The organism is Streptomyces sp. NPDC002580, assembly GCF_042889485.1.
GTDB lineage: Bacteria > Actinomycetota > Actinomycetes > Streptomycetales > Streptomycetaceae > Streptomyces.
Genome location: NZ_JBIAQZ010000003.1, coordinates 311,800 through 331,117 on the forward strand (window position 1 = coordinate 311,800; position 19,318 = coordinate 331,117).

A 19,318-nucleotide genomic window follows, 5' to 3' on the forward strand; every position below is an offset into this window, starting at 1 on the left:
GGGGTGGCAATGATCCTTCGGACGCCCATACTCGGGGCATGACCGCGTACGAGTCCGAGGGCGCGACCGGGCGACCGGGCGGCTCCGGCCCGCCGGGCACGTCCGGAACCGATGCCGTGTACGACGCCGTCGTGCTGGCGGGCGGAGCGGCGCGACGGCTGGGCGGCGCGGACAAGCCCGGCGTGCGCGTGGGCGGCAGGGCGCTGCTGGACCGGGTGCTGGCCGCCTGCGCCGGGGCCACCCGCACGGTGGTCGTGGCCCCGCCCAGGACCACCGCGCGCCCCGTGGAATGGGCCCGCGAGGACCCGCCCGGCGGGGGACCGCTCGCCGCGCTGGACGCCGGACTGCGGCGCACCACGGCTCCGTACGTCGTCGTCCTCTCGGCCGACCTGCCGTTCCTGGAGGCGAGGACGGTACGGACCCTGCTGGACGCCCTCCGGACCGGCGGCAGCCCGCCCCAGCTTCCGGCCGGCCCCCCGGACCCGCTCCGACCGGGAACCACCCCGGAACCGGACCCCCGCCGGGCGGGCGGCACGCGTCTGACGTCGCCCGGTTCCTCCGACCCCGGGCAGGCCGACCCCCGGCAGGCCGGCGACGGGCAGGGCCCCGGCTCCGACGGCGCCCCCGACACCGGCCGCACGGGAATCACCCCAGGCAGCCGCCCGGCGGGCGGCACGTACGGGATTTCGACCGGGGCCACAGAGCCCCGCCCCGCCGGCGACCGGCAGCACCCCGGTCCCGAGGGTGTTCTCCTCACCGATCCCGGCGGACGGGATCAGCCGCTCGTGGCCGTGTATCGCGCGGACGCGCTGCGCCGTGAGCTGGACGTGCTCGCCGCCGCGCACGGCGGACTCGGCGGGCTGCCGCTGCGCGGCCTCGTCGCCGCCCTCGACCTCACTCGTATCTCCGACCCCGTCGCGTCCTTCGACTGCGACACCTGGGACGACATCGCCGCCGCTCGGGCACGCATCAGGGAGCATGGACACGTGTTGGATGAATGGATTTCCGCGGTCAAGGACGAGCTGGGCATCGACCTGGACGTCGACGTCGGCGTTCTGCTCGACCTGGCCCGCGACGCCGCGCACGGCGTCGCGAGGCCTGCGGCGCCGCTGACCACGTTCCTCGTCGGATACGCGGCCGCACGGGCCGGTGGAGGGCCCGAGGCGGTCTCCGAGGCCGCCCGCAAGGCCGTGGCACTCGCGCTCCGCTGGGCCGACGAGGACACCCCCGCCGCGGGTACGGACACCGCCGCCACCCCGGGCCCGGCCGGCACCGAACCGGGTGCCCCCGCCGTGCCGCCCGTCGCCGACACGGGACCGGACGCCGGATGACCGCCGCCCGTTCCACCCGGGACGGCCAGGGCGGTCAGGACGCCGACGACTTCGACGTCGAAGAGGCGCTCGCCCTGGTCAAGAAGGCCGGCGCCCGCGGGCCCGGCGGCGGGGAAGGATCCGTCCCCGGTCCCCAGGGAGCGGGGACGGCAGCGGTCCCCGCGCCGGAGACCCAGGAGGGCGGCAGGGGCAAGCACGCCCATCACCGGGCCACCCCGTGGCCCGAGGCCCGGGCCGTCGCCGAGCGGGCCGCCCTCTCCGTGCCCCGCCGCACCCCCGTCCCGGTCCCCCTCGACGCCGCCCTCGGCCTGGTCCTCGCCGCCCCGCTGACCGCGCTCACGGACCTTCCGTCCTTCGACACCTCGGCCATGGACGGCTGGGCGGTCGCCGGACCCGGACCTTGGGAGGTCCGGAAGGACGGCGTTCTCGCCGGGCACGCGGCACCGGAGCGGCTCGCCGACGGCGAGGCGGTCCGGATCGCCACCGGGGCACGCGTCCCCCGGGAGGCGACCGCCGTCCTGCGCAGCGAGCACGGCCGCCTCGACGACAAGGGCCGGCTGCACGCGAGCGACGCCCGGTCCTCCGGCTCCGCCCGGTCGCGGGGGAGCCTCGTGGTCGCGCACGGGCAGGACATCCGCCCGCGCGGCCAGGAGTGCCGCAGCGGCGACCAGCTGTTGCCGCTCGGAGCGCTGGTCACCCCGGTCGTGCTCGGTCTCGCGGCGGCCGCCGGGTACGACACGCTCGCCGTGGTTCCCCGTCCGCGCGCCGAAGTTCTCGTGCTCGGCGACGAGTTGCTGACCGAGGGACTTCCCCAGGACGGGCTGATCCGGGACGCGCTCGGTCCCATGCTGCCGCCGTGGCTGCGGGCACTCGGCGTCGAGGTCGTCGCGGTGCGCCGGCTCGGCGACGACGCCCGGACGCTGCACAAGGCCATCACCGGCTCCCGGGCCGACCTGATCGTCACCACCGGCGGTACCGCGGGAGGACCCGTCGACCACGTGCACCCCACGCTGAGCCGTATCGGCGCCGAACTGCTGGTGGACGGTGTCAAGGTGCGTCCGGGACACCCGATGCTGCTGGCCCGCACCCGGGAGGACCAACACCTGGTCGGCCTGCCCGGCAACCCGCTGGCCGCCGTCTCCGGGCTGCTGACGCTCGCTGAGCCCCTGCTGCGCACCCTGGCCGGGCGCCCGGCCCCGGAGCCGTACACGCTGCCCCTCAGGGAAGCCGTGCAGGGGCATCCGTACGACACCCGGCTCATCCCCGTCTCGCTGCGGGGCGACCGTGCCGTGCCGCTGCACTACAACGGTCCGGCGATGCTGCGGGGCATCGCCGCCTCCGACGCGCTCGCGGTGGTACCGCCGGGTGGTTCGCGGGCCGGTCAGGAGCTGGAGCTCATCGATCTGCCGTGGGCCACCGCCGGGATCGACGCGTGCTTCGTCTGAGCCGGGGCAGGGTGGCAGTCGTATGAATCCGAACGGGGTGTGTTTCACGTGAAACTTCCGGGCCAGGACGCGATCGCGCGCCAGGCGGACGAGCATCTTCTGACCCATCAGGTGAAGCTGCCGCGGAAGGTCGTGCAGCGTCCGCTCCAGCAGGTCGCCAAGCGGCTGGCGGTGGCGCTGCTGGTGCTCGTCGCCACCGCGCTCATCGTCTACTTCGACCGCTCCGGCTACACCGACAACTCGGACGGGAGCGTCGACCTGCTCGACGCCTTCTACTACGCGACGGTCACGCTCTCCACCACCGGGTACGGCGATGTCACCCCGACCAGTGACCTCGCCCGGTTCATCAACATCATGGTCATCACGCCGCTTCGGGTGCTGTTCCTGATCATCCTGGTCGGTACCACGCTGGAGGTCCTCACGGAACGCACCCGTGAGGAATGGCGCCTGAACCGCTGGAGGGCGGCCTTGAGAGATCACACCGTCGTTGTCGGATTCGGGACCAAGGGACGGTCGGCCGTCGAGACCGTCTGCGCGACCGGGCTCAAGAAGGAGCAGGTCGTGGTCGTCGACCCGAGCCCCAGGGTGGTCGACGCGGCGACGGCCGACGGATACGCGGGCGTGATCGGTGACGCCACGCGCAGCGATGTGCTGATGCGCGCCGAGGTCCACAAGGCCCGGCAGATCATCATCGCCACCCAGCGGGACGACACCGCGGTCCTGGTCGCCCTGACGGCCCGCCAGCTCAACCGCGGGGCGAAGATCGTCGCGGCCGTGCGCGAGGAGGAGAACGCGCCGCTGCTCAAGCAGTCGGGCGCCGACGCGGTCATCACCAGCGCCAGCGCGGCGGGAAGGCTGCTCGGTCTCTCGGTGCTCAGCCCCGCCGCGGGCATGGTGATGGAGGACCTGATCCATCAGGGCAGCGGACTCGACATCGCCGAACGGCCCGTCATAAGGGCCGAGGTGGGCAAGGGTGTCCGCGAGACCACGGACCTGGTGGTCAGCGTCGTACGGGGGCATCGCGTGCTCGGATACGACGACCCGGACGTCGGCCCCCTGCAGTTGACGGACCGGCTGATCACGATCGTGCGGGTCACCCGGAGCAGTCACGTGACACCCGGAATCCGGCCCCTGGGGAACAGCTAGGTTCCCGCCGTCCCGGATCACGCGGCGGGACGGACCGTCCTGGGGGGCCACCTCTCAGGAGTGGGGAGCCACCTCTCAGGAGTAGCGTCCTCTTCATGTACGCGATCACGATTCCTGAACCTGGTGGGCCCGAGGCGCTGGTGTGGGACGAGGTCCCCGATCCGGTGCCGACCGAGGGCGAAGTGCTCGTCGAGGTGGTGGCCGGCGCCGTCAACCGTGCTGACCTGCTCCAGCGGCAGGGGCTGTACAACCCGCCGCCCGGGGCGTCCCCCTACCCCGGACTCGAATGCGCGGGGCGCATCGTCGAGGTCGGCGCGGGCGTCCTGGACTGGGCGGTCGGCGACGAGGTGTGCGCGCTGCTGTCGGGCGGCGGGTACGCCCAGAAGGTCGCCGTTCCGGCCGGGCAGCTGCTGCCCGTGCCCGCGGGGCTGGACCTGGAACAGGCGGCGGCGCTGCCCGAGGTGACGTGCACCGTCTGGTCGAACGTGTTCATGGTCTCCCACCTGCGTCCCGGCGAGACCCTGCTCGTGCACGGCGGCTCCAGCGGCATCGGCACCATGGCCGTCCAGCTGGGGAAGGCCGTCGGAGCGAAGGTCGCGGTCACGGCGGGCACCAAGGAGAAGCTCGACTTCTGCGCCGAGCTGGGCGCGGAGATCCTGATCAACTACCGCGAGCAGGACTTCGTCGAGGAGATCGAGCGGGCCACCGGCGGAGCGGGCGCCGATGTCATCCTCGACAACATGGGGGCCAAGTACCTGGACCCGAACGTGCGCGCCCTCGCCGTCAACGGGCGGCTCGCCATCATCGGCATGCAGGGCGGCATCAAGGCGGACCTGAACATCGCCACCCTCCTGAACAAGCGCGCCGCCGTGACCGCGACCTCGCTGCGGGCCCGTCCGCTCGGCGAGAAGGCGGCGATCGTGGCGGCCGTGCGCGAGCACGTGTGGCCCCTGATCGACTCCGGTCACGTCCGTCCGGTCATCGACCGCAGGCTGCCGATGAGCGAGGCGGCGGAGGCGCACCGGGTGCTGGAGGGCAGCGGCCACATCGGAAAGGTGCTGCTCGTCGCTCCCTGACGGTCCGCCCGGCAGCGGAACCCCGTCCCCCCGCGCCCACCGGACGGCGCCCCCCGGGGCGCCTCCGGCGGGTGTTCCTCAGCTCCGGCGTACCCGCAGGGCCACGAAGGCCAGCCCGAGGCCGACGCCGATGAGGATCAGGCCGGTGCCCAGCGGCAGGAGCTCCAGGACCGGCTCGGGCGGGGAACCGGGTCCCACGACGCTCTGCTGGACGGGGGCCGCGTCGTCCGGCGAGGGCTCGGGGACCGTGCTCGCCCCGGTGAGCCCGGTGTCGGCGGCGGACTCCGTGGCCTCGGGGTCGGGGGTGTCCAGGGCCTCCGGGATGTCCTCGGGGTCCTGCGGGGCCGGCTCGGACCGGCCGGGCCGGACGCGGCCCTCGCCCGCGAGGGAACCCGCGCGGGAGGTGTCCGCCGTAGGAGTGGGCCGGACGGGATCCGTGGCGAGGGGACTGCCCGCGGCGGCGGTCCCCTCGGCGGACGGAACCGGCGCGGTGGCGTACGAGGCGGTCCCGGGCGTGGGGGCGGCGACGGCGAGGTGGACGCCGCAGTTCAGCAGGGCGGCCGCGAGCAGTCCGGCCGTGGGCAGGGTGCGGAGCCATGGAGTCACGCCGGTGACCCCCTCCCGGTGCGGTTCGCCAAGACGGGTGCCGTGATCGACGGAACAAGCCTCACATGACGCCGTTGTCCCGGCATCTCGACGGAAAGTGACCCCGGTCGCGCACGTCGGAGGCGGTCGGGACACCGTCCGTTCGCGAACTGCCCGCCCGTACACGGTGGATCACCGTGTACGGGGGGCACCACCGTGATGGAGTGCGGGGGTGCGAGAGAATGGCGGCATGGAGATGCCGAGGAACGAACGGTCACCGGAGAACCCACAGATCCTGGTTGTCGGCCAGGACGGAATGACGCTCGGTGGCGCCGGGGACGAGGACTCCCGCGAGATCCCGGTCACGGAGATGGTGGAACAGCCCGCCAAGGTGATGCGGATCGGCAGCATGATCAAGCAGCTGCTGGAGGAGGTGCGCGCCGCGCCTCTGGACGAGGCCAGCCGGGTCCGGCTCAAGGAGATCCACGCGAGTTCCGTGAAGGAGCTGGAGGACGGTCTGGCCCCCGAGCTCGTGGAGGAACTGGAGCGGCTCTCCCTGCCGTTCACGGACGAGGGGACGCCCAGCGACGCGGAACTGCGCATCGCGCAGGCTCAGTTGGTGGGCTGGCTGGAAGGCCTCTTCCACGGGATCCAGACGACGCTGTTCGCGCAGCAGATGGCCGCCAGGGCGCAGTTGGAGCAGATGCGCCGCGCCCTTCCGCCGGGTGTCGGCGGCCTGGAGGGTGACGAGGACCCTCGCACGGGAGGCCGCTCGGGCGGACCGTACCTGTAGTCGCTCGGGTCACCGAGCCGCCGCTTCACCCCAGCGACCCAGAGTCTTTTGACCACAGGAACGGGCCCGGCACGCACGTGCCGGGCCCGTTCCCGAATCCGTCGCGAGGCGCGCGAGGCGCGCGAGGCGCGCGAGGCGCGCGGGGCGCGCCGATCGTCGGGGAACGCGTCAGGAGGGGTTGCCCGTCGACACCTTGAGCTGGATCTCGGGCATCTTCTTCGGGTCGACGTCCGTGCCCGCGGTGGGGAACTGGTCCATGACCATGTCCTCGCCGTACGTGTTCTCGTCCACGGGCACGATCTTCATCTGCCAGCCGGCGGCCTGGAAACAGGACTTCACCGAGGTGAGGTCCTTGTAGTGGAAGTCGGGGACCATGATCTTGTCCGGGTCGTCGTACGACTCCTCCGCGGCCGTGCACTTCTCGGTGTCGATCGTCTTCGACGTGTCCGGACCCCGGTGCCCCGCGACCACGGTGGGGGACTTGCTGGCACCGCCGCCGCCCCGGTTGTCGTCGCCCCCGCCGTTCAGCAGCAGCGCCGTGACCAGTCCGCCGACCGCGAGGAGCGCGACGACGATCGAGCCGATCACGACCCCCTTGTTGCTCTTGCCGCCGCCCGAACCGCCCGAGCCGCCGGGGGCGGGCTGAGGCGTGAGGCTGTACGGCGGCGGGGTCGACGCGCCGTGCTGCTGGGTGTACGGGGAGGTCCCGGGCGGAGTCTGGTAGCCGCCCTGCTGCGGGTAGCCGTACGCGGGGGCGGGGGTCGGGGCGCCGTACGGGCCGGGCTGGTACGGGGTCTGCACCGGACCGGGTGCCGGGATGCCCCCGTCGACCGGCGGGAAGACGGCGGATCCGACGCCCGAGCCGCTCGGCGTCGGGGCGCCCGGCACGATGTTCGGCGGGGCCGCCTGGAACGACTGCGCGACCCGCAGGCACTCGTCCCGCATGATCTCGGCGCTCGGGAAGCGCTCGTTCGGGTTCTTCTTCAGCGCGCGGGCGATCAGCGCGTCCACGGCCGCGGGCAGCGAGCGGTTGACCGAGGAGGCCGCGACCGGCTCCTCCTGCACGTGCGCGTAGGCGATGGCCAGCGGCGAGTCCGCCTCGAACGGCAGCCGCCCGGTGACCAGTTGGAACAGCATGATGCCGACCGAGTACAGGTCGGACCGGGCGTCGACGCCCCGGCCGAGGGCCTGCTCCGGGGAGAGGTACTGCGGGGTGCCGACGACCATGCCGGTCTGCGTCATGGAGGTGACGCCGGACTGCATGGCACGGGCGATGCCGAAGTCCATGACCTTGACGACGCCCCGCTTGGTCATCATCACGTTGCCCGGCTTGATGTCCCGGTGGACCAGGCCCATCTCGTGGCTGATCTCCAGGGCCGCCAGCACGTCCGCGGTGATCTTCAGGGCTTTGTCGGCGGGCATCGCGCCCTGCTGCCGGATGTCCTCGTCGAGGACCGAGCCCAGCGGCTTGCCCTCGATGTACTCCATGACGATGTACGGCGTCGTCATGCCGTCCAGGTCGTCCTCGCCGGTGTCGAAGACCGAGACGATGTTCGTGTGCGTGAGCTTGGCCACCGACTGGGCCTCGCGGCGGAACCGCTCGCGGAAGGCCTGCTCGCGGCCGAGTTCGGTGTGCAGCGTCTTGATCGCGACCTGGCGGTCGAGGACCGAGTCGTACGCGAGGTGGACCGAGGCCATCCCGCCCTCGCCGAGCAGATCGCGCAGCTGGTAGCGGCCGCCGGCGACCGCACGCCCCGCGTACCGGCCCTGTGCGCCGTCCTGGCTCATCTTCTGCGTCCCCCGCGGCCGTGATCGATTGGCTTATTCCGGGCCAAGTCTGCCCGAGGGCACAGACACGTCAAGCTCGGTGCCCGATCCGTGACCCTCTGAGAAAGAAGCGTCGCGGAAGCGTTACAGGTGGCGTACGGCAGGTACACGGAATTTGCGCGCACGGCGTCGTGAGGGTTCGATGGCCGGTCCGTCTCACGTGCATCTCGGACCGGCGCCACGCGCGGAGCCTGTAGCGTGGCCCGACGGAGACCGTAACAACCACCGCGCAGACCGCGGGCAGAAACGACGGCGAGGACTGATGGCACAGCAGCAGCGCGCTCAGGGCCCGTCCGACCCCGAGGCGACTGGCGGCGGTATGTCAGATGCGCCGGAGATGTGGGGTAACGGCGGGCTGGTCGGCGACGGCCGATATCGGCTGACCCACAGACTCGGCCGGGGCGGTATGGCCGAGGTGTTCGCCGCCGAGGACGTACGCCTCGGACGGACCGTGGCGGTCAAACTGCTCCGTTCCGATCTGGCCGAGGACCCCGTGTCCAAGGCGCGCTTCACACGCGAGGCACAGTCGGTCGCGGGGCTGAACCACCACGCGATCGTCGCCGTGTACGACTCCGGCGAGGACGTGGTCGGCCACGGCGTCGTCCCGTACATCGTGATGGAGATCGTCGAGGGCCACACGATCCGCGATCTGCTGATCAACGCCGAGGACCCCGGTCCCGAGCAGGCGCTGATCATCGTCTCCGGGGTCCTGGAGGCGCTCGCCTACTCCCACCAGCACGGCATCGTGCACCGTGACATCAAGCCGGCGAACGTGATCATCACGGAGAACGGCGCCGTCAAGGTGATGGACTTCGGCATCGCGCGCGCCCTGCACGGCGCGCAGTCGACGATGACCCAGACCGGCATGGTCATGGGCACGCCGCAGTACCTCTCCCCGGAGCAGGCGCTCGGCAAGGCCGTCGACTACCGCTCCGACCTGTACGCGACCGGCTGTCTGCTCTACGAACTCCTCGCGCTGCGGCCCCCGTTCACCGGGGAGACGCCGCTGTCGGTGGTCTACCAGCACGTCCAGGACATCCCGGTGCCTCCCTCCGAGGTCTCCAACGGGGTGCCGCCGGAGCTCGACGGACTGGTCATGCGCGCCCTCGCGAAGGATCCGGACGACCGGTTCCAGACCGCCGAGGAGATGCGCGGCCTCGTCCAGTACGCGCTCCAGATGCTCTACGACCAGGGCAGCCACACCGGCACCTGGAACACCGGCCCGGTCACGATGCACGAGGGGGCGCACACCCCGTCCTCCGGCTTCGCCGGCACGGCCGCGCTGCCGCACCCCGGTGACTACGGCACGACGCAGATCCCGGCGCCGCTCATCCCGCCCTACCGGGGCGGCGGTGACGACGGCGGCTTCGAGGGGCACGGCAACCGGGGCGGCGGCCGCGGCAAGCTGTGGATCCTCGCGGTGTTCGCCGTGATCGCGATCGCGGCGGGTGTGGCGTTCGCGCTCCAGACCACCGGTGACGGAGGGAAGACGGGGACCGGCACCACGCAGTCGCCGACCAACTCGCACCCCGCCAAGGACCACGACTCCAGCGAGAAGCCCACCGACGACTCCACGGACCAGTCCACGGACGACGGCTCGGACGACTCGACCGACACCGGCGACAACACGGACTACCCCCCGTCGTACGAGCCGTCCCAGAGCTACGGCACCAGCCAGCCGCCGTCGTACGAGCCGACCGAGAAGCCGACGAAGACGGCGCCGACCTCGGCGAAGCCTTCGGAGGTGTCGTCCCCTCCGGTGGAGGAGACCCCGACGGACGACCCGGGCGACACCGGCACCCCGGACCCCGACAGCCTGCAGTGACCGCGTTCCGGCAGGGTCCGAACGGACGCTGCCGGAAGCCCCACCACGCGCGTGGCGCCCTGTACGGGCTCCGCGCGCGTGTCGCGTCCGGGGCTGCCCCCGGAGCCGCCGGACCGCTCAGTGGTGCTGCTGTTCCGCCTGGATGCGCGCCACATAGGCCGCCGCCTGCGAGCGGCGCTGCATTCCCAGTTTGGACAGCAGGCTCGACACGTAGTTCTTGATCGTCTTCTCGGCCAGGTTCAGGCGTTCCCCGATCCCGCGGTTGGTGAGCCCCTCGCCGATCAGGTCGAGGATCCTGCGCTCCTGGTCGGTGAGGCGGGCGAGTCCGTCGTCGCTCTTGGGGGCCCCCGTGTCCCGCAGCCGCTCCAGGACCCGGGCGGTGGCCACCGGGTCGAGCAGGGACTTGCCGGCCGCGACGTCCCGTACGGCCGCGAGCAGCTCGGCGCCGCGGATGTCCTTGAGGACGTAGCCCGAGGCGCCCGCCATGATCGCGTCGAACAGGGCCTCGTCGTCGGCGTACGAGGTCAGCATCAGACAGTTCGTCCCCGCGTTCCCCGAGCGGATCTCACGGCAGACCTCCACACCGCTGCCGTCCGGTAGGCGCACGTCCAGCACGGCCACGTCCGGGCGGGTGGCCGGGATGCGGGCCAGCGCGTCGGCCGCCGTGCCGGCCTCGCCGACCACTTCGATGTCGTCCTCGGACGAGAGAAGCTCGTGCACTCCGCGGCGGACCATCTCATGATCGTCGAGGAGGAATACGGTGATTTTCCCGCTTTCACCCACGCTGTCAGTGTCACACACGATCATGGGCATTGCCCCAGGTGAGCTCTTCCCGTGCCCGGGGTGGCCGGGATAACGTGCCGGTGTTCCGGCCCCCTGCAAGGCTGCGACCAGTGCTGTGACCAGCGACTGTTCCCGACCCGCGCGATCTAGTAGGAAATCCAACTTCCGAAGTACTTGGATTTCCTACAAAATCCCAGGTCAGGAGGGGTTTCACAGAAATGTGAAGCACTGGGTAACGTGACTGTTGCAGGGCGCTCGCCGGGGCACCTGTCACGCCTGTTCCCGGCCGAGTGGCACCCACCCCGTGCACGGGTGCCGGAACAGGCGAGCCGCTCCCCCGAGCTCAAACAGTGAGCGAGGGGGAACCAGCCTGCCGGCAACCCCGGGGGCCGGACCGACGGAGGAGCACACGTGACCGTGGAGAGCACTGCCGCGCGCAAGCCGCGACGCAGCGCCGGTACGAAGAGCGCGGCGAGCGCCAGTACGACCGGTACCACCAGCGCCGCGAGCAAGCGCACGGCCGCCAGGAAGTCGCCCGGGGCGACGGGCGGTGAGCCCGAGCTCGTTCAGCTGCTGACCCCGGAAGGCAAGCGGGTCAAGGACGCCACGTACGACCCGTACGTCGCCGACATCACCCCCGAGGACCTGCGCGGCCTGTACCGGGACATGGTCCTGAGCCGCCGCTTCGACGCGGAGGCCACCTCCCTGCAGCGCCAGGGCGAGCTGGGCCTGTGGGCCTCGATGCTCGGCCAGGAGGCCGCGCAGATCGGTTCGGGCCGGGCCACCCGCGACGACGACTACGTCTTCCCGACCTACCGGGAGCACGGCGTCGCCTGGTGCCGCGGGGTCGACCCGACCAACCTGCTCGGCATGTTCCGGGGCGTGAACAACGGCGGCTGGGACCCGAACAGCAACAACTTCCACCTGTACACGATCGTCATCGGCTCGCAGACGCTGCACGCCACGGGCTACGCCATGGGCGTCGCCAAGGACGGCGCGGACTCGGCCGTGATCGCGTACTTCGGGGACGGAGCCTCCAGCCAGGGCGACGTCCTGGAGGCCTTCAACTTCGGCGCGGTCTACAACGCACCGGTCGTGTTCTTCTGCCAGAACAACCAGTGGGCGATCTCCGAGCCGACCGAGCGCCAGATGCGCGTGCCGCTGTACCAGCGCGCGCAGGGCTTCGGCTTCCCCGGCGTCCGCGTCGACGGCAACGACGTGCTCGCCAGCCTCGCGGTGACCCGCTGGGCCCTGGAGCGGGCCCGGCAGGGCGAGGGCCCCACCCTCGTCGAGGCGTACACGTACCGCATGGGCGCGCACACCACCTCCGACGACCCGACGAAGTACCGGGCCGACGAGGAGCGCCAGGCGTGGGAGGCGAAGGACCCGATCCTGCGCCTGCGCGCCTACCTGGAGGCGTCGAAGTACGCGGACGAGGCGTTCTTCGCGGAACTCGAGGTCGAGAGCGAGGCGTTGGGCAAGCGAGTACGCGAAGTCGTCCGGGCCATGCCGGACCCGGACCACTTCGCCATTTTCGAGAACGTGTACGCGGACGGGCACGCGCTCGTCGACGAGGAGCGTGCCCAGTTCGCCGCCTACCAGGCGTCGTTCGCGGACGCGGCGGAGGGCAAGTAGCCATGACGACAGAGAAGATGGCGCTGGCCAAGGCGATCAACGAATCGCTGCGCACGGCCCTCGACGCCGACCCCAAGGTCCTCATCATGGGCGAGGACGTCGGCAAGCTCGGTGGGGTCTTCCGGGTCACCGACGGACTCCAGAAGGACTTCGGCGAGGAGCGGGTCATCGACACCCCGCTCGCCGAGTCGGGCATCGTCGGCACCGCGATCGGCCTGGCCCTGCGCGGCTACCGCCCGGTCGTGGAGATCCAGTTCGACGGGTTCGTCTTCCCGGCGTACGACCAGATCGTCACCCAGCTCGCCAAGATGCACGCGCGGGCGCTGGGCAAGATCAAGCTCCCCGTCGTCATCCGCATCCCGTACGGCGGCGGCATCGGCGCGGTCGAGCACCACTCGGAGTCCCCGGAGGCGCTCTTCGCGCACGTGGCGGGCCTGAAGGTGGTCTCCCCCTCGAACTCCGGCGACGCCTACTGGATGATGCAGCAGGCCATCCAGAGCGACGACCCGGTGATCTTCTTCGAGCCCAAGCGGCGCTACTGGGACAAGGCCGAGGTCGACAAGGAGGCCATTCCCGGCCCGCTGCACGGGGCGCGCGTGATCCGCGAGGGCACCGACCTCACCCTGGTCGCGTACGGCCCGATGGTGAAGGTCTGCCTGGAGGCCGCCGCGGCCGCCCAGGAGGAGGGCAAGTCGATCGAGGTCCTGGACCTGCGCTCGATGTCCCCGATCGACTTCGACTCCATCCAGGCCTCGGTCGAGAAGACCCGCCGCCTGGTCGTGGTGCACGAGGCCCCGGTCTTCCTCGGGTCGGGCGCGGAGATCGCCGCCCGCATCACCGAGCGGTGCTTCTACCACCTGGAAGCGCCCGTCCTGCGGGTCGGCGGCTATCACGCCCCGTACCCGCCGGCCCGCCTGGAGGACGAGTACCTTCCGGGCCTGGACCGCGTGCTCGACGCCGTCGACCGCTCGCTGGCGTACTGAGGAGAGAGTCGTGACGACGATGACTGAGAACGCGTCGGGACTCCGCGAGTTCAAGATGCCCGACGTGGGCGAGGGACTCACCGAGGCGGAGATCCTCAAGTGGTACGTCCAGGTCGGTGACACGGTCACCGACGGCCAGGTCGTCTGCGAGGTCGAGACCGCCAAGGCCGCGGTCGAGCTGCCGATCCCGTTCAACGGGGTGGTGGCCGCGCTCCGCTTCCCCGAGGGCACGACGGTGGACGTCGGCCAGGTGATCATCGCGGTGGACGTGTCCGGCGGGACGGCGCCCGCGCCGGCCGCCCCGGCCGCCGAGCAGGCACCCGCCGCTCCTGTCGCTCCCGCCGCTCTTGTGGCGGAGGCGGCTCCCGCCGAGGAGGCCGAGCCCCAGGGCCGCACGCCGGTCCTCGTCGGGTACGGCGTGGCGGTGTCCTCCACCAAGCGACGCGCCCGCAAGGGCGCCGAGACCCCGGCCCCGCAGGGCGAGACGCTCTACGCGGCCACCGCGATCCAGGGTGAGCTCAACGGCCACGGACACGCCGACCGGCAGCGGCCGCTCGCCAAGCCGCCGGTCCGCAAGCTCGCCAAGGACCTCGGGGTCGACCTGGCGACGGTCACCCCCTCGGGCCCGGACGGCATCATCACGCGGGAGGACGTGCACGCGGCGGCGGCTCCGGCACCGGCGCAGGCACCGGCTCCGGTCGTGGCCCCGGTCCCGGCCCCGCAGGAGGTTCCGGTCGGCGTCCAGGCGCAGACACCGGCCCCGGCCGTGTCGTACGACGGCGCGCGGGAGACCCGGATCCCGGTCAAGGGCGTCCGCAAGGCGATCGCCACCGCCATGGTCGGGTCCGCGTTCACCGCGCCGCACGTCACCGAGTTCGTGACCCTCGACGTGACGCGCACCATGCGACTGGTCGAGGAGCTCAAGCAGGACAAGGACATGCAGGGACTGCGGGTCAATCCGCTGCTGCTCGTCGCCAAGGCCCTGCTGGTCGCGATCAAGCGCAACCCCGCCGTCAACGCGTCCTGGGACGAGGCGAACCAGGAGATCGTCCAGAAGCACTACGTGAACCTGGGCATCGCCGCCGCCACGCCCCGCGGGCTGATCGTGCCGAACATCAAGGACGCGCACAGCAAGACCCTGCCGCAGCTGGCCGAGTCGCTGGGCGAGCTGGTGGCGACGGCGCGGGAGGGCAAGACCTCGCCGGCCGCGATGTCGGGCGGCACGGTGACGATCACCAACGTCGGCGTCTTCGGCGTCGACACGGGCACGCCGATCCTCAACCCCGGCGAGGCCGCCATCCTCGCGGTCGGTGCGATCAAGCTCCAGCCCTGGGTCCACAAGGGCAAGGTCAAGCCCCGTCAGGTCACCACGCTGGCGCTCTCCTTCGACCACCGCCTGGTCGACGGCGAGCTCGGTTCCCGGGTCCTCGCGGACACCGCGGCCGTCCTGGAACAGCCCAAGCGGCTGATCACCTGGGCGTGAGAACCGGACCGACCGGATAAAGTCGGGACAGAGGGGCCGGCCGCAACTTCGTCTTGCGGCCGGCCCCTCTGTCCGTGGGCCCGATCAGGGACGGCCGAGCACGTAGACCGGCGCCCCGTCCTCGCCGCCGCCCCGGGAGTGGATGCAGGCGTGCTTGCGCAGCATGCGCAGGCATTCGTTCACCCGGTGCACCGAGAGTCCGGTACGGGCCGCGAGGGAGTCGAGCGGCTGACGCAGTTCACCCGTCTCGACCAGAACCGGGACGATCACCACCGCCACCGCCCACACGTCCGACGTCACGGACAGCCGCTGCCGCCAGTCGGCCAGTACGGATTCCGTGGTCGGGTCCGCGGGGGAGGAACCGGCGGGCGCGGGTCCCGGACGGTCGAGGGCGAGGGCGAGCGTGTCGATCCGGTTCGCGATGCGCTCCATGGCCTGAGCCATGGCCTGGTGCGCGGCGAGCGACGCACGCTGCGTCTCGACCATGATCCGTTGCATGTCCAGCATGGTCCGCTGCAACGCCAGCGACTCGTTCTGTGCGACGGCGAGTTGCTCGTCCGCCTGGAGATTGCGTTCCTCCAGCCGGACGATCGCCTCGGCGACCTGCTCCGGCATGGCGTACGCGATCGGAGCGCCCGGCTCGGCGGGCTGCACCTCGGCCTCCTCCAGGGTGTACGAGCCCTCCCGCTGGACGGTCTCGATCACCTCGGCGCACCACTGCTTGAACGGCGCGCAGGCGGGCTTGGTGCAGCCGTTGACGAGCAGGATCAGACCCTGGAGGTCGATCATCTGCAAGTCTCGGCGCCAGGTCCTGCCTGCGGGAACGCTGAGACCGTAACTTCCAGTTACGGTCTCGAGATTGTCTCGGTGGTCTTCCGGCACGTGGTCGTCGAGTGCCTTCCGTGAGTTGGCGTACCCCAACTCCTTGCAGACATCCACCGCCGGGAACCAATGCCCGCCGTACACGGTCAGCCGGCGGACCCGGGCTCCCGTAGCCGCGTAGACGAAGTCGCCCGCGTCGATCGCGTCGTTCCGCTTGCCCGTGTCGGGCCGCTTGCCGGGTTCGTTCATGTGAACCACCTCCGCTGCGGAACGTAGGGCGGAGGAAATCGAATATGCCAGCCGGAGCAATGATGTTCATCAACGCGGGTGAATTGACCGGGAAATCACGAAAGGGGCCTGCCGCGTGATGCGTGGCAGGCCCCTTGTCGCTGTCTGTGCGCCCTACCTGGCGAAGCTGTAGTTCAGCAGCTTCGTCGCGTCCGACGTACGCACGGTGGCCGACGTGGAGGCGAGCACCGTGCCGATGATCGTCTTGCCGTTGCGGGTGGCGGCGAACACGAGGCAGTACTTCGCCTCGGGGCCCGAGCCGGTCTTGATGCCGATCGTTCCGGAGTAGCCGGTCAGCAGCGGCTTGTTGGTGTTCTCCCACGTGTAGTAGCGGTAGCCGCCACTCGCGGTCGTCACCTTCTGCTTGGTGGTCACGGTCTTCACGACCGTCTTGAACGTGGTGCTCTTCATGGCGCTGCTGGCGAGCTTCGTCAGGTCGCGCGGCGTCGAGTAGTTCGCGCCGTGGCCGACGCCGTCGAACGAGTCGAAGTGGCTGTTCGTCATGCCGAGGCTCCGTGCGGTGGTGTTCATCTTGCCGATGAACGACTTCACGCGGGCGGCGCGGGTCGTGCCCGAGCCGAACTTGTCGGCGAGCGCGTAGGCGGCGTCGCAGCCGGACGGCAGCATCAGACCGTAGAGGAGCTGGCGGACGCTGACCTTGTCACCGACGATCAGGTGGGCCGAGGAGACGTAGCCGCTGTCGACGATGTAGTTGCTGTACGCGCTCGAGATCTTGACCGTGGCGTTCAGGTCCAGGTTCGGCTGGGACAGCACCACCTTGGCCGTCATGATCTTCGTGGTGGAACCGGTGGACAGCTTGGTGTCCGCGGCCTTCTTGTAGAGGGTCGTGCCGGTTCCGTTGTTCATGGTGTAGCCGCCCTTGGCGGCGATCGTGGGCGTGGCGACGGCGCCCGCGGGCGCGGCGCCGAAACCTCCGGCTGCCAGCACGGCGCCGGTCGTGAGGGTCACAGCGGCGGCCCTGCGGAAACGCGTGCCCTTAATGCCGGTAATCAAAATGAACGCTCCGTATGCGCGAAATGCCCCTGGGAGAACGGCACATGGCAGTGCCGTCCCACGTTCGGACTCATGAAGAGCGTAAAGGGATGTACGGCGACAGGGTGGAAAATCTGTGACCTGGGTTACATCTGGAAGGGGTGGGGTCCGCATGCTGACATGACTTCAGGCATGCGTACCTGTTGTATCTATGATGTGCGCATGTCTTCCGCCCCTCTCGCGCCGATGCGACCTCCCGTGAAGCAGCCGCCCGCCGCCGACCGCGTCTACGCACACGTCAAGCAGGGTGTCCTGGAACGCCGTTACGAAGGCGGGACCCTGCTCACCGAGGGCGAACTCGCCGACGCCGTGGGGGTCTCGCGCACCCCGGTCCGCGAGGCGTTGCTCCGCCTGGAGGCCGAGGGGCTGATCAGGCTCTACCCGAAGAAGGGCGCGCTCGTCCTGCCGGTCTCGGCCCAGGAGATCGCGGACGTCGTCGAGACCCGCCAGCTCGTCGAGGAGCACGCCGCGCGCAAGGCCGTACCGGCGTCACCGCGGCTCCTCGCCCGCCTCGAGGAGCTGCTCGCCCAGCAGAAGGAGCAGGCGGCCGCCGGAGACCTGGCCGCCGCGGCCGTCACCGACCGCTGCTTCCACGCCGAGATCGTGCGCAGCGGCGGCAACGAGATCCTCTCCCGGCTCTACGACCAGCTCCGCGACCGGCAGTTGAGGATGGGGGTCGCCGTGATGCACGCCCACCCCGACCGGATCCTCAAGACGCTCACCGAGCACGAGCAGATTCTCGGGGCGCTGCGTTCCGGGGACGCCGACGCGGTCGTCGAACTCATCCACGGACATGTCAGCTGGTTCTCCAACCTGGCGCGCGGTGAGGTCCGATGAGCTCCTCGGCCACACTGCCCGGCGATCCGCCGGGCGGCCGGCGCGCGATGGCGGTCTGGGGCATCGGCGTCTCGGTCTACTTCGTCGCGGTCATCTTCCGGACCTCGCTGGGAGTGGCCGGGCTCGACGCCGCGGACCGCTTCCACGTGGGTGCCTCCGCGCTGTCGACCTTCTCCATCCTCCAGCTCCTCGTGTACGCGGGCATGCAGATACCGGTCGGGCTGCTGGTCGACCGGCTCGGCACCAAGCGGGTGCTGACCATCGGCGTGGTGCTGTTCACGGCGGGCCAACTGGGCTTCGCGTTCTCCTCGTCGTACGGCATGGCGCTCACCTCGCGCGCCCTGCTGGGCTGCGGAGACGCGATGACGTTCATCAGCGTGCTGCGGCTCGGCACCCGGTGGTTCCCCGCCCGGCGCGGTCCGCTCGTCGCGCAGCTCGCGGGGCTGGCCGGCATGGCGGGCAACCTCGTCTCGACGCTGGTGATCGCCAGGCTGCTGCACGGGGTGGGCTGGACCGCCGCGTTCGCGGGCAGCGCGGCCGCCGGTGTGGTCGTCCTCGTCCTGCTGCTGCTCTTCCTGAAGGACCACCCCGAGGGGCACGAGCCGGAGCCGTTCCCGCACCGGGGTGCCGCGTACGTCCGCCGGCAGATCGCCGCGTCCTGGCGGGAACCCGGTACCCGGCTCGGTCTGTGGGTGCACTTCACCACCCAGTTCCCGGCGATGGTGTTCCTGCTGCTGTGGGGGCTGCCGTTCCTCGTCGAGGAGGAGGGCCTGTCCCGGGCCACGGCCGGTGAGCTGCTGACGCTCGTCGTCCTGTCCAACATGGTCGTCGGACTGGTGTACGGGCAGGTCGTCGCCCGGCATCACACCGCGCGGCTGCCGCTGGCGCTGGGCACGGTCGCGGCGACGGCGTTCGTGTGGGCGGGGGTCATCGTCTGTCCCGGCGAGCACGCGCCGATGTGGGTGCTGGTCGTGCTCTGCGCCGTGCTCGGGGCCTGTGGACCGGCCTCGATGCTCGGCTTCGACTTCGCGCGCCCGGCGAATCCGCCCGAGCGTCAGGGGACCGCGTCCGGGATCACCAACATGGGTGGTTTCGTCGCCTCCATGACGACGTTGCTGGCCGTCGGTCTTCTGCTCGACGCCACCGACGACAACTACCGGATCGCCTTCTCCGCCGTGTTCGTTCTCCAGGCGGTCGGGCTCAGCCAGATCTTCCGCCTGAGGAAGCAGGCGGCCCGCCGGGAGCGGGAACGGCTGGTGGCCAGCCGGGTGGAGACGGTGCACGTGCCGGTCTAGCCGCCGGAGCGGAGAGCGCCCCGCTCTCTCCGCTCCGCCCTGCCCGGTCGTGCCCTGCCCTTGTGCCGCCCAGCCCCTGTGCTGTTCAGCTCTGTGCTGCCCTGCCCGCTC

Annotated in this window: 16 protein-coding genes; 11 read left to right on the plus strand and 5 right to left on the minus strand. The window is 71.1% G+C overall.

From position 1 onward, the window contains the following. The first annotated feature begins 158 nt into the window (after nt 1-158). The 4 genes from ACFYW7_RS12375 (at nt 159) to ACFYW7_RS12390 (ending at nt 4,998) form a co-directional block, all read left to right on the plus strand. Nucleotides 159-1,331 carry a DUF6457 domain-containing protein gene (locus ACFYW7_RS12375; protein ID WP_389501638.1) on the plus strand — a complete coding sequence of 391 codons (1,173 nt, stop codon included), beginning with the start codon at nt 159-161 and terminating at the stop codon, nt 1,329-1,331. Next, nucleotides 1,328-2,776 carry a molybdopterin molybdotransferase MoeA gene (locus tag ACFYW7_RS12380; RefSeq protein ID WP_389500955.1) on the plus strand — a complete coding sequence of 483 codons (1,449 nt, stop codon included), beginning with the start codon at nt 1,328-1,330 and terminating at the stop codon, nt 2,774-2,776. Before ACFYW7_RS12375 ends, ACFYW7_RS12380 begins: the two co-directional genes overlap by 4 nt. A gap of 39 nt (nt 2,777-2,815) precedes the next feature. Further along, a complete protein-coding gene (locus tag ACFYW7_RS12385) occupies nt 2,816-3,922 on the plus strand; it encodes a potassium channel family protein (protein WP_389500957.1) in 1,107 nt (368 codons plus the stop codon). A 95-nt stretch (nt 3,923-4,017) separates the two neighbouring features. After that, complete coding sequence (locus ACFYW7_RS12390; protein WP_389500959.1) at nt 4,018-4,998, plus strand: NAD(P)H-quinone oxidoreductase; 981 nt, start codon at nt 4,018-4,020, stop codon at nt 4,996-4,998. A 78-nt stretch (nt 4,999-5,076) separates the two neighbouring features. Here the strand turns inward: ACFYW7_RS12390 and ACFYW7_RS12395 are convergent, their stop codons facing one another. Further along, complete coding sequence (locus tag ACFYW7_RS12395) at nt 5,077-5,604, minus strand: hypothetical protein (protein ID WP_389500962.1); 528 nt, start codon at nt 5,602-5,604, stop codon at nt 5,077-5,079. A gap of 229 nt (nt 5,605-5,833) precedes the next feature. On the opposite strand from ACFYW7_RS12395, the gene ACFYW7_RS12400 reads away from it, so the two are divergent. Further along, nucleotides 5,834-6,376 (plus strand): bacterial proteasome activator family protein, encoded by a 543-nt coding sequence (locus ACFYW7_RS12400; RefSeq protein WP_389500965.1) that lies wholly within the window; start codon nt 5,834-5,836, stop codon nt 6,374-6,376. A gap of 168 nt (nt 6,377-6,544) precedes the next feature. Here the strand turns inward: ACFYW7_RS12400 and ACFYW7_RS12405 are convergent, their stop codons facing one another. After that, nucleotides 6,545-8,164, minus strand: a complete 1,620-nt coding sequence (locus tag ACFYW7_RS12405) for a protein kinase (RefSeq protein ID WP_389500967.1) — start codon at nt 8,162-8,164, stop codon at nt 6,545-6,547. 301 nt (nt 8,165-8,465) lie between these two features. Between ACFYW7_RS12405 and ACFYW7_RS12410 the strand changes: the two genes are divergently transcribed. Continuing rightward, on the plus strand, nt 8,466-10,028 hold the full coding sequence (locus tag ACFYW7_RS12410) for a protein kinase (protein ID WP_389500970.1): 1,563 nt from the start codon (nt 8,466-8,468) through the stop codon (nt 10,026-10,028). A 117-nt stretch (nt 10,029-10,145) separates the two neighbouring features. Here ACFYW7_RS12410 and ACFYW7_RS12415 read toward each other — a convergent pair whose 3' ends face one another. Beyond that, a complete protein-coding gene (locus ACFYW7_RS12415) occupies nt 10,146-10,811 on the minus strand; it encodes a response regulator (RefSeq protein WP_389500974.1) in 666 nt (221 codons plus the stop codon). Nucleotides 10,812-11,222: 411 nt separating this feature from the next. Between ACFYW7_RS12415 and pdhA the strand changes: the two genes are divergently transcribed. The 3 genes from pdhA to ACFYW7_RS12430 are packed head-to-tail and all read left to right on the plus strand — an operon-like array spanning nt 11,223 to nt 14,912. Beyond that, nucleotides 11,223-12,446 (plus strand): pyruvate dehydrogenase (acetyl-transferring) E1 component subunit alpha, encoded by a 1,224-nt coding sequence (gene pdhA, locus ACFYW7_RS12420; protein WP_389500976.1) that lies wholly within the window; start codon nt 11,223-11,225, stop codon nt 12,444-12,446. A gap of 2 nt (nt 12,447-12,448) precedes the next feature. Next, nucleotides 12,449-13,429, plus strand: coding sequence for an alpha-ketoacid dehydrogenase subunit beta (locus ACFYW7_RS12425; protein WP_389500978.1), 981 nt, complete (start codon nt 12,449-12,451; stop codon nt 13,427-13,429). A 10-nt stretch (nt 13,430-13,439) separates the two neighbouring features. Next, nucleotides 13,440-14,912 (plus strand): dihydrolipoamide acetyltransferase family protein, encoded by a 1,473-nt coding sequence (locus ACFYW7_RS12430; RefSeq protein WP_389500980.1) that lies wholly within the window; start codon nt 13,440-13,442, stop codon nt 14,910-14,912. An 84-nt stretch (nt 14,913-14,996) separates the two neighbouring features. Here the strand turns inward: ACFYW7_RS12430 and ACFYW7_RS12435 are convergent, their stop codons facing one another. Beyond that, complete coding sequence (locus ACFYW7_RS12435) at nt 14,997-15,983, minus strand: Bro-N domain-containing protein (RefSeq protein ID WP_389500982.1); 987 nt, start codon at nt 15,981-15,983, stop codon at nt 14,997-14,999. 153 nt (nt 15,984-16,136) lie between these two features. After that, nucleotides 16,137-17,036 (minus strand): D-alanyl-D-alanine carboxypeptidase family protein, encoded by a 900-nt coding sequence (locus ACFYW7_RS12440; RefSeq protein ID WP_389500984.1) that lies wholly within the window; start codon nt 17,034-17,036, stop codon nt 16,137-16,139. 225 nt (nt 17,037-17,261) lie between these two features. Between ACFYW7_RS12440 and ACFYW7_RS12445 the strand changes: the two genes are divergently transcribed. After that, complete coding sequence (locus ACFYW7_RS12445) at nt 17,262-17,912, plus strand: GntR family transcriptional regulator (protein WP_389501640.1); 651 nt, start codon at nt 17,262-17,264, stop codon at nt 17,910-17,912. Then, nucleotides 17,909-19,207 (plus strand): nitrate/nitrite transporter, encoded by a 1,299-nt coding sequence (locus ACFYW7_RS12450; RefSeq protein WP_389500986.1) that lies wholly within the window; start codon nt 17,909-17,911, stop codon nt 19,205-19,207. Before ACFYW7_RS12445 ends, ACFYW7_RS12450 begins: the two co-directional genes overlap by 4 nt. Nucleotides 19,208-19,318 lie beyond the last annotated feature (111 nt).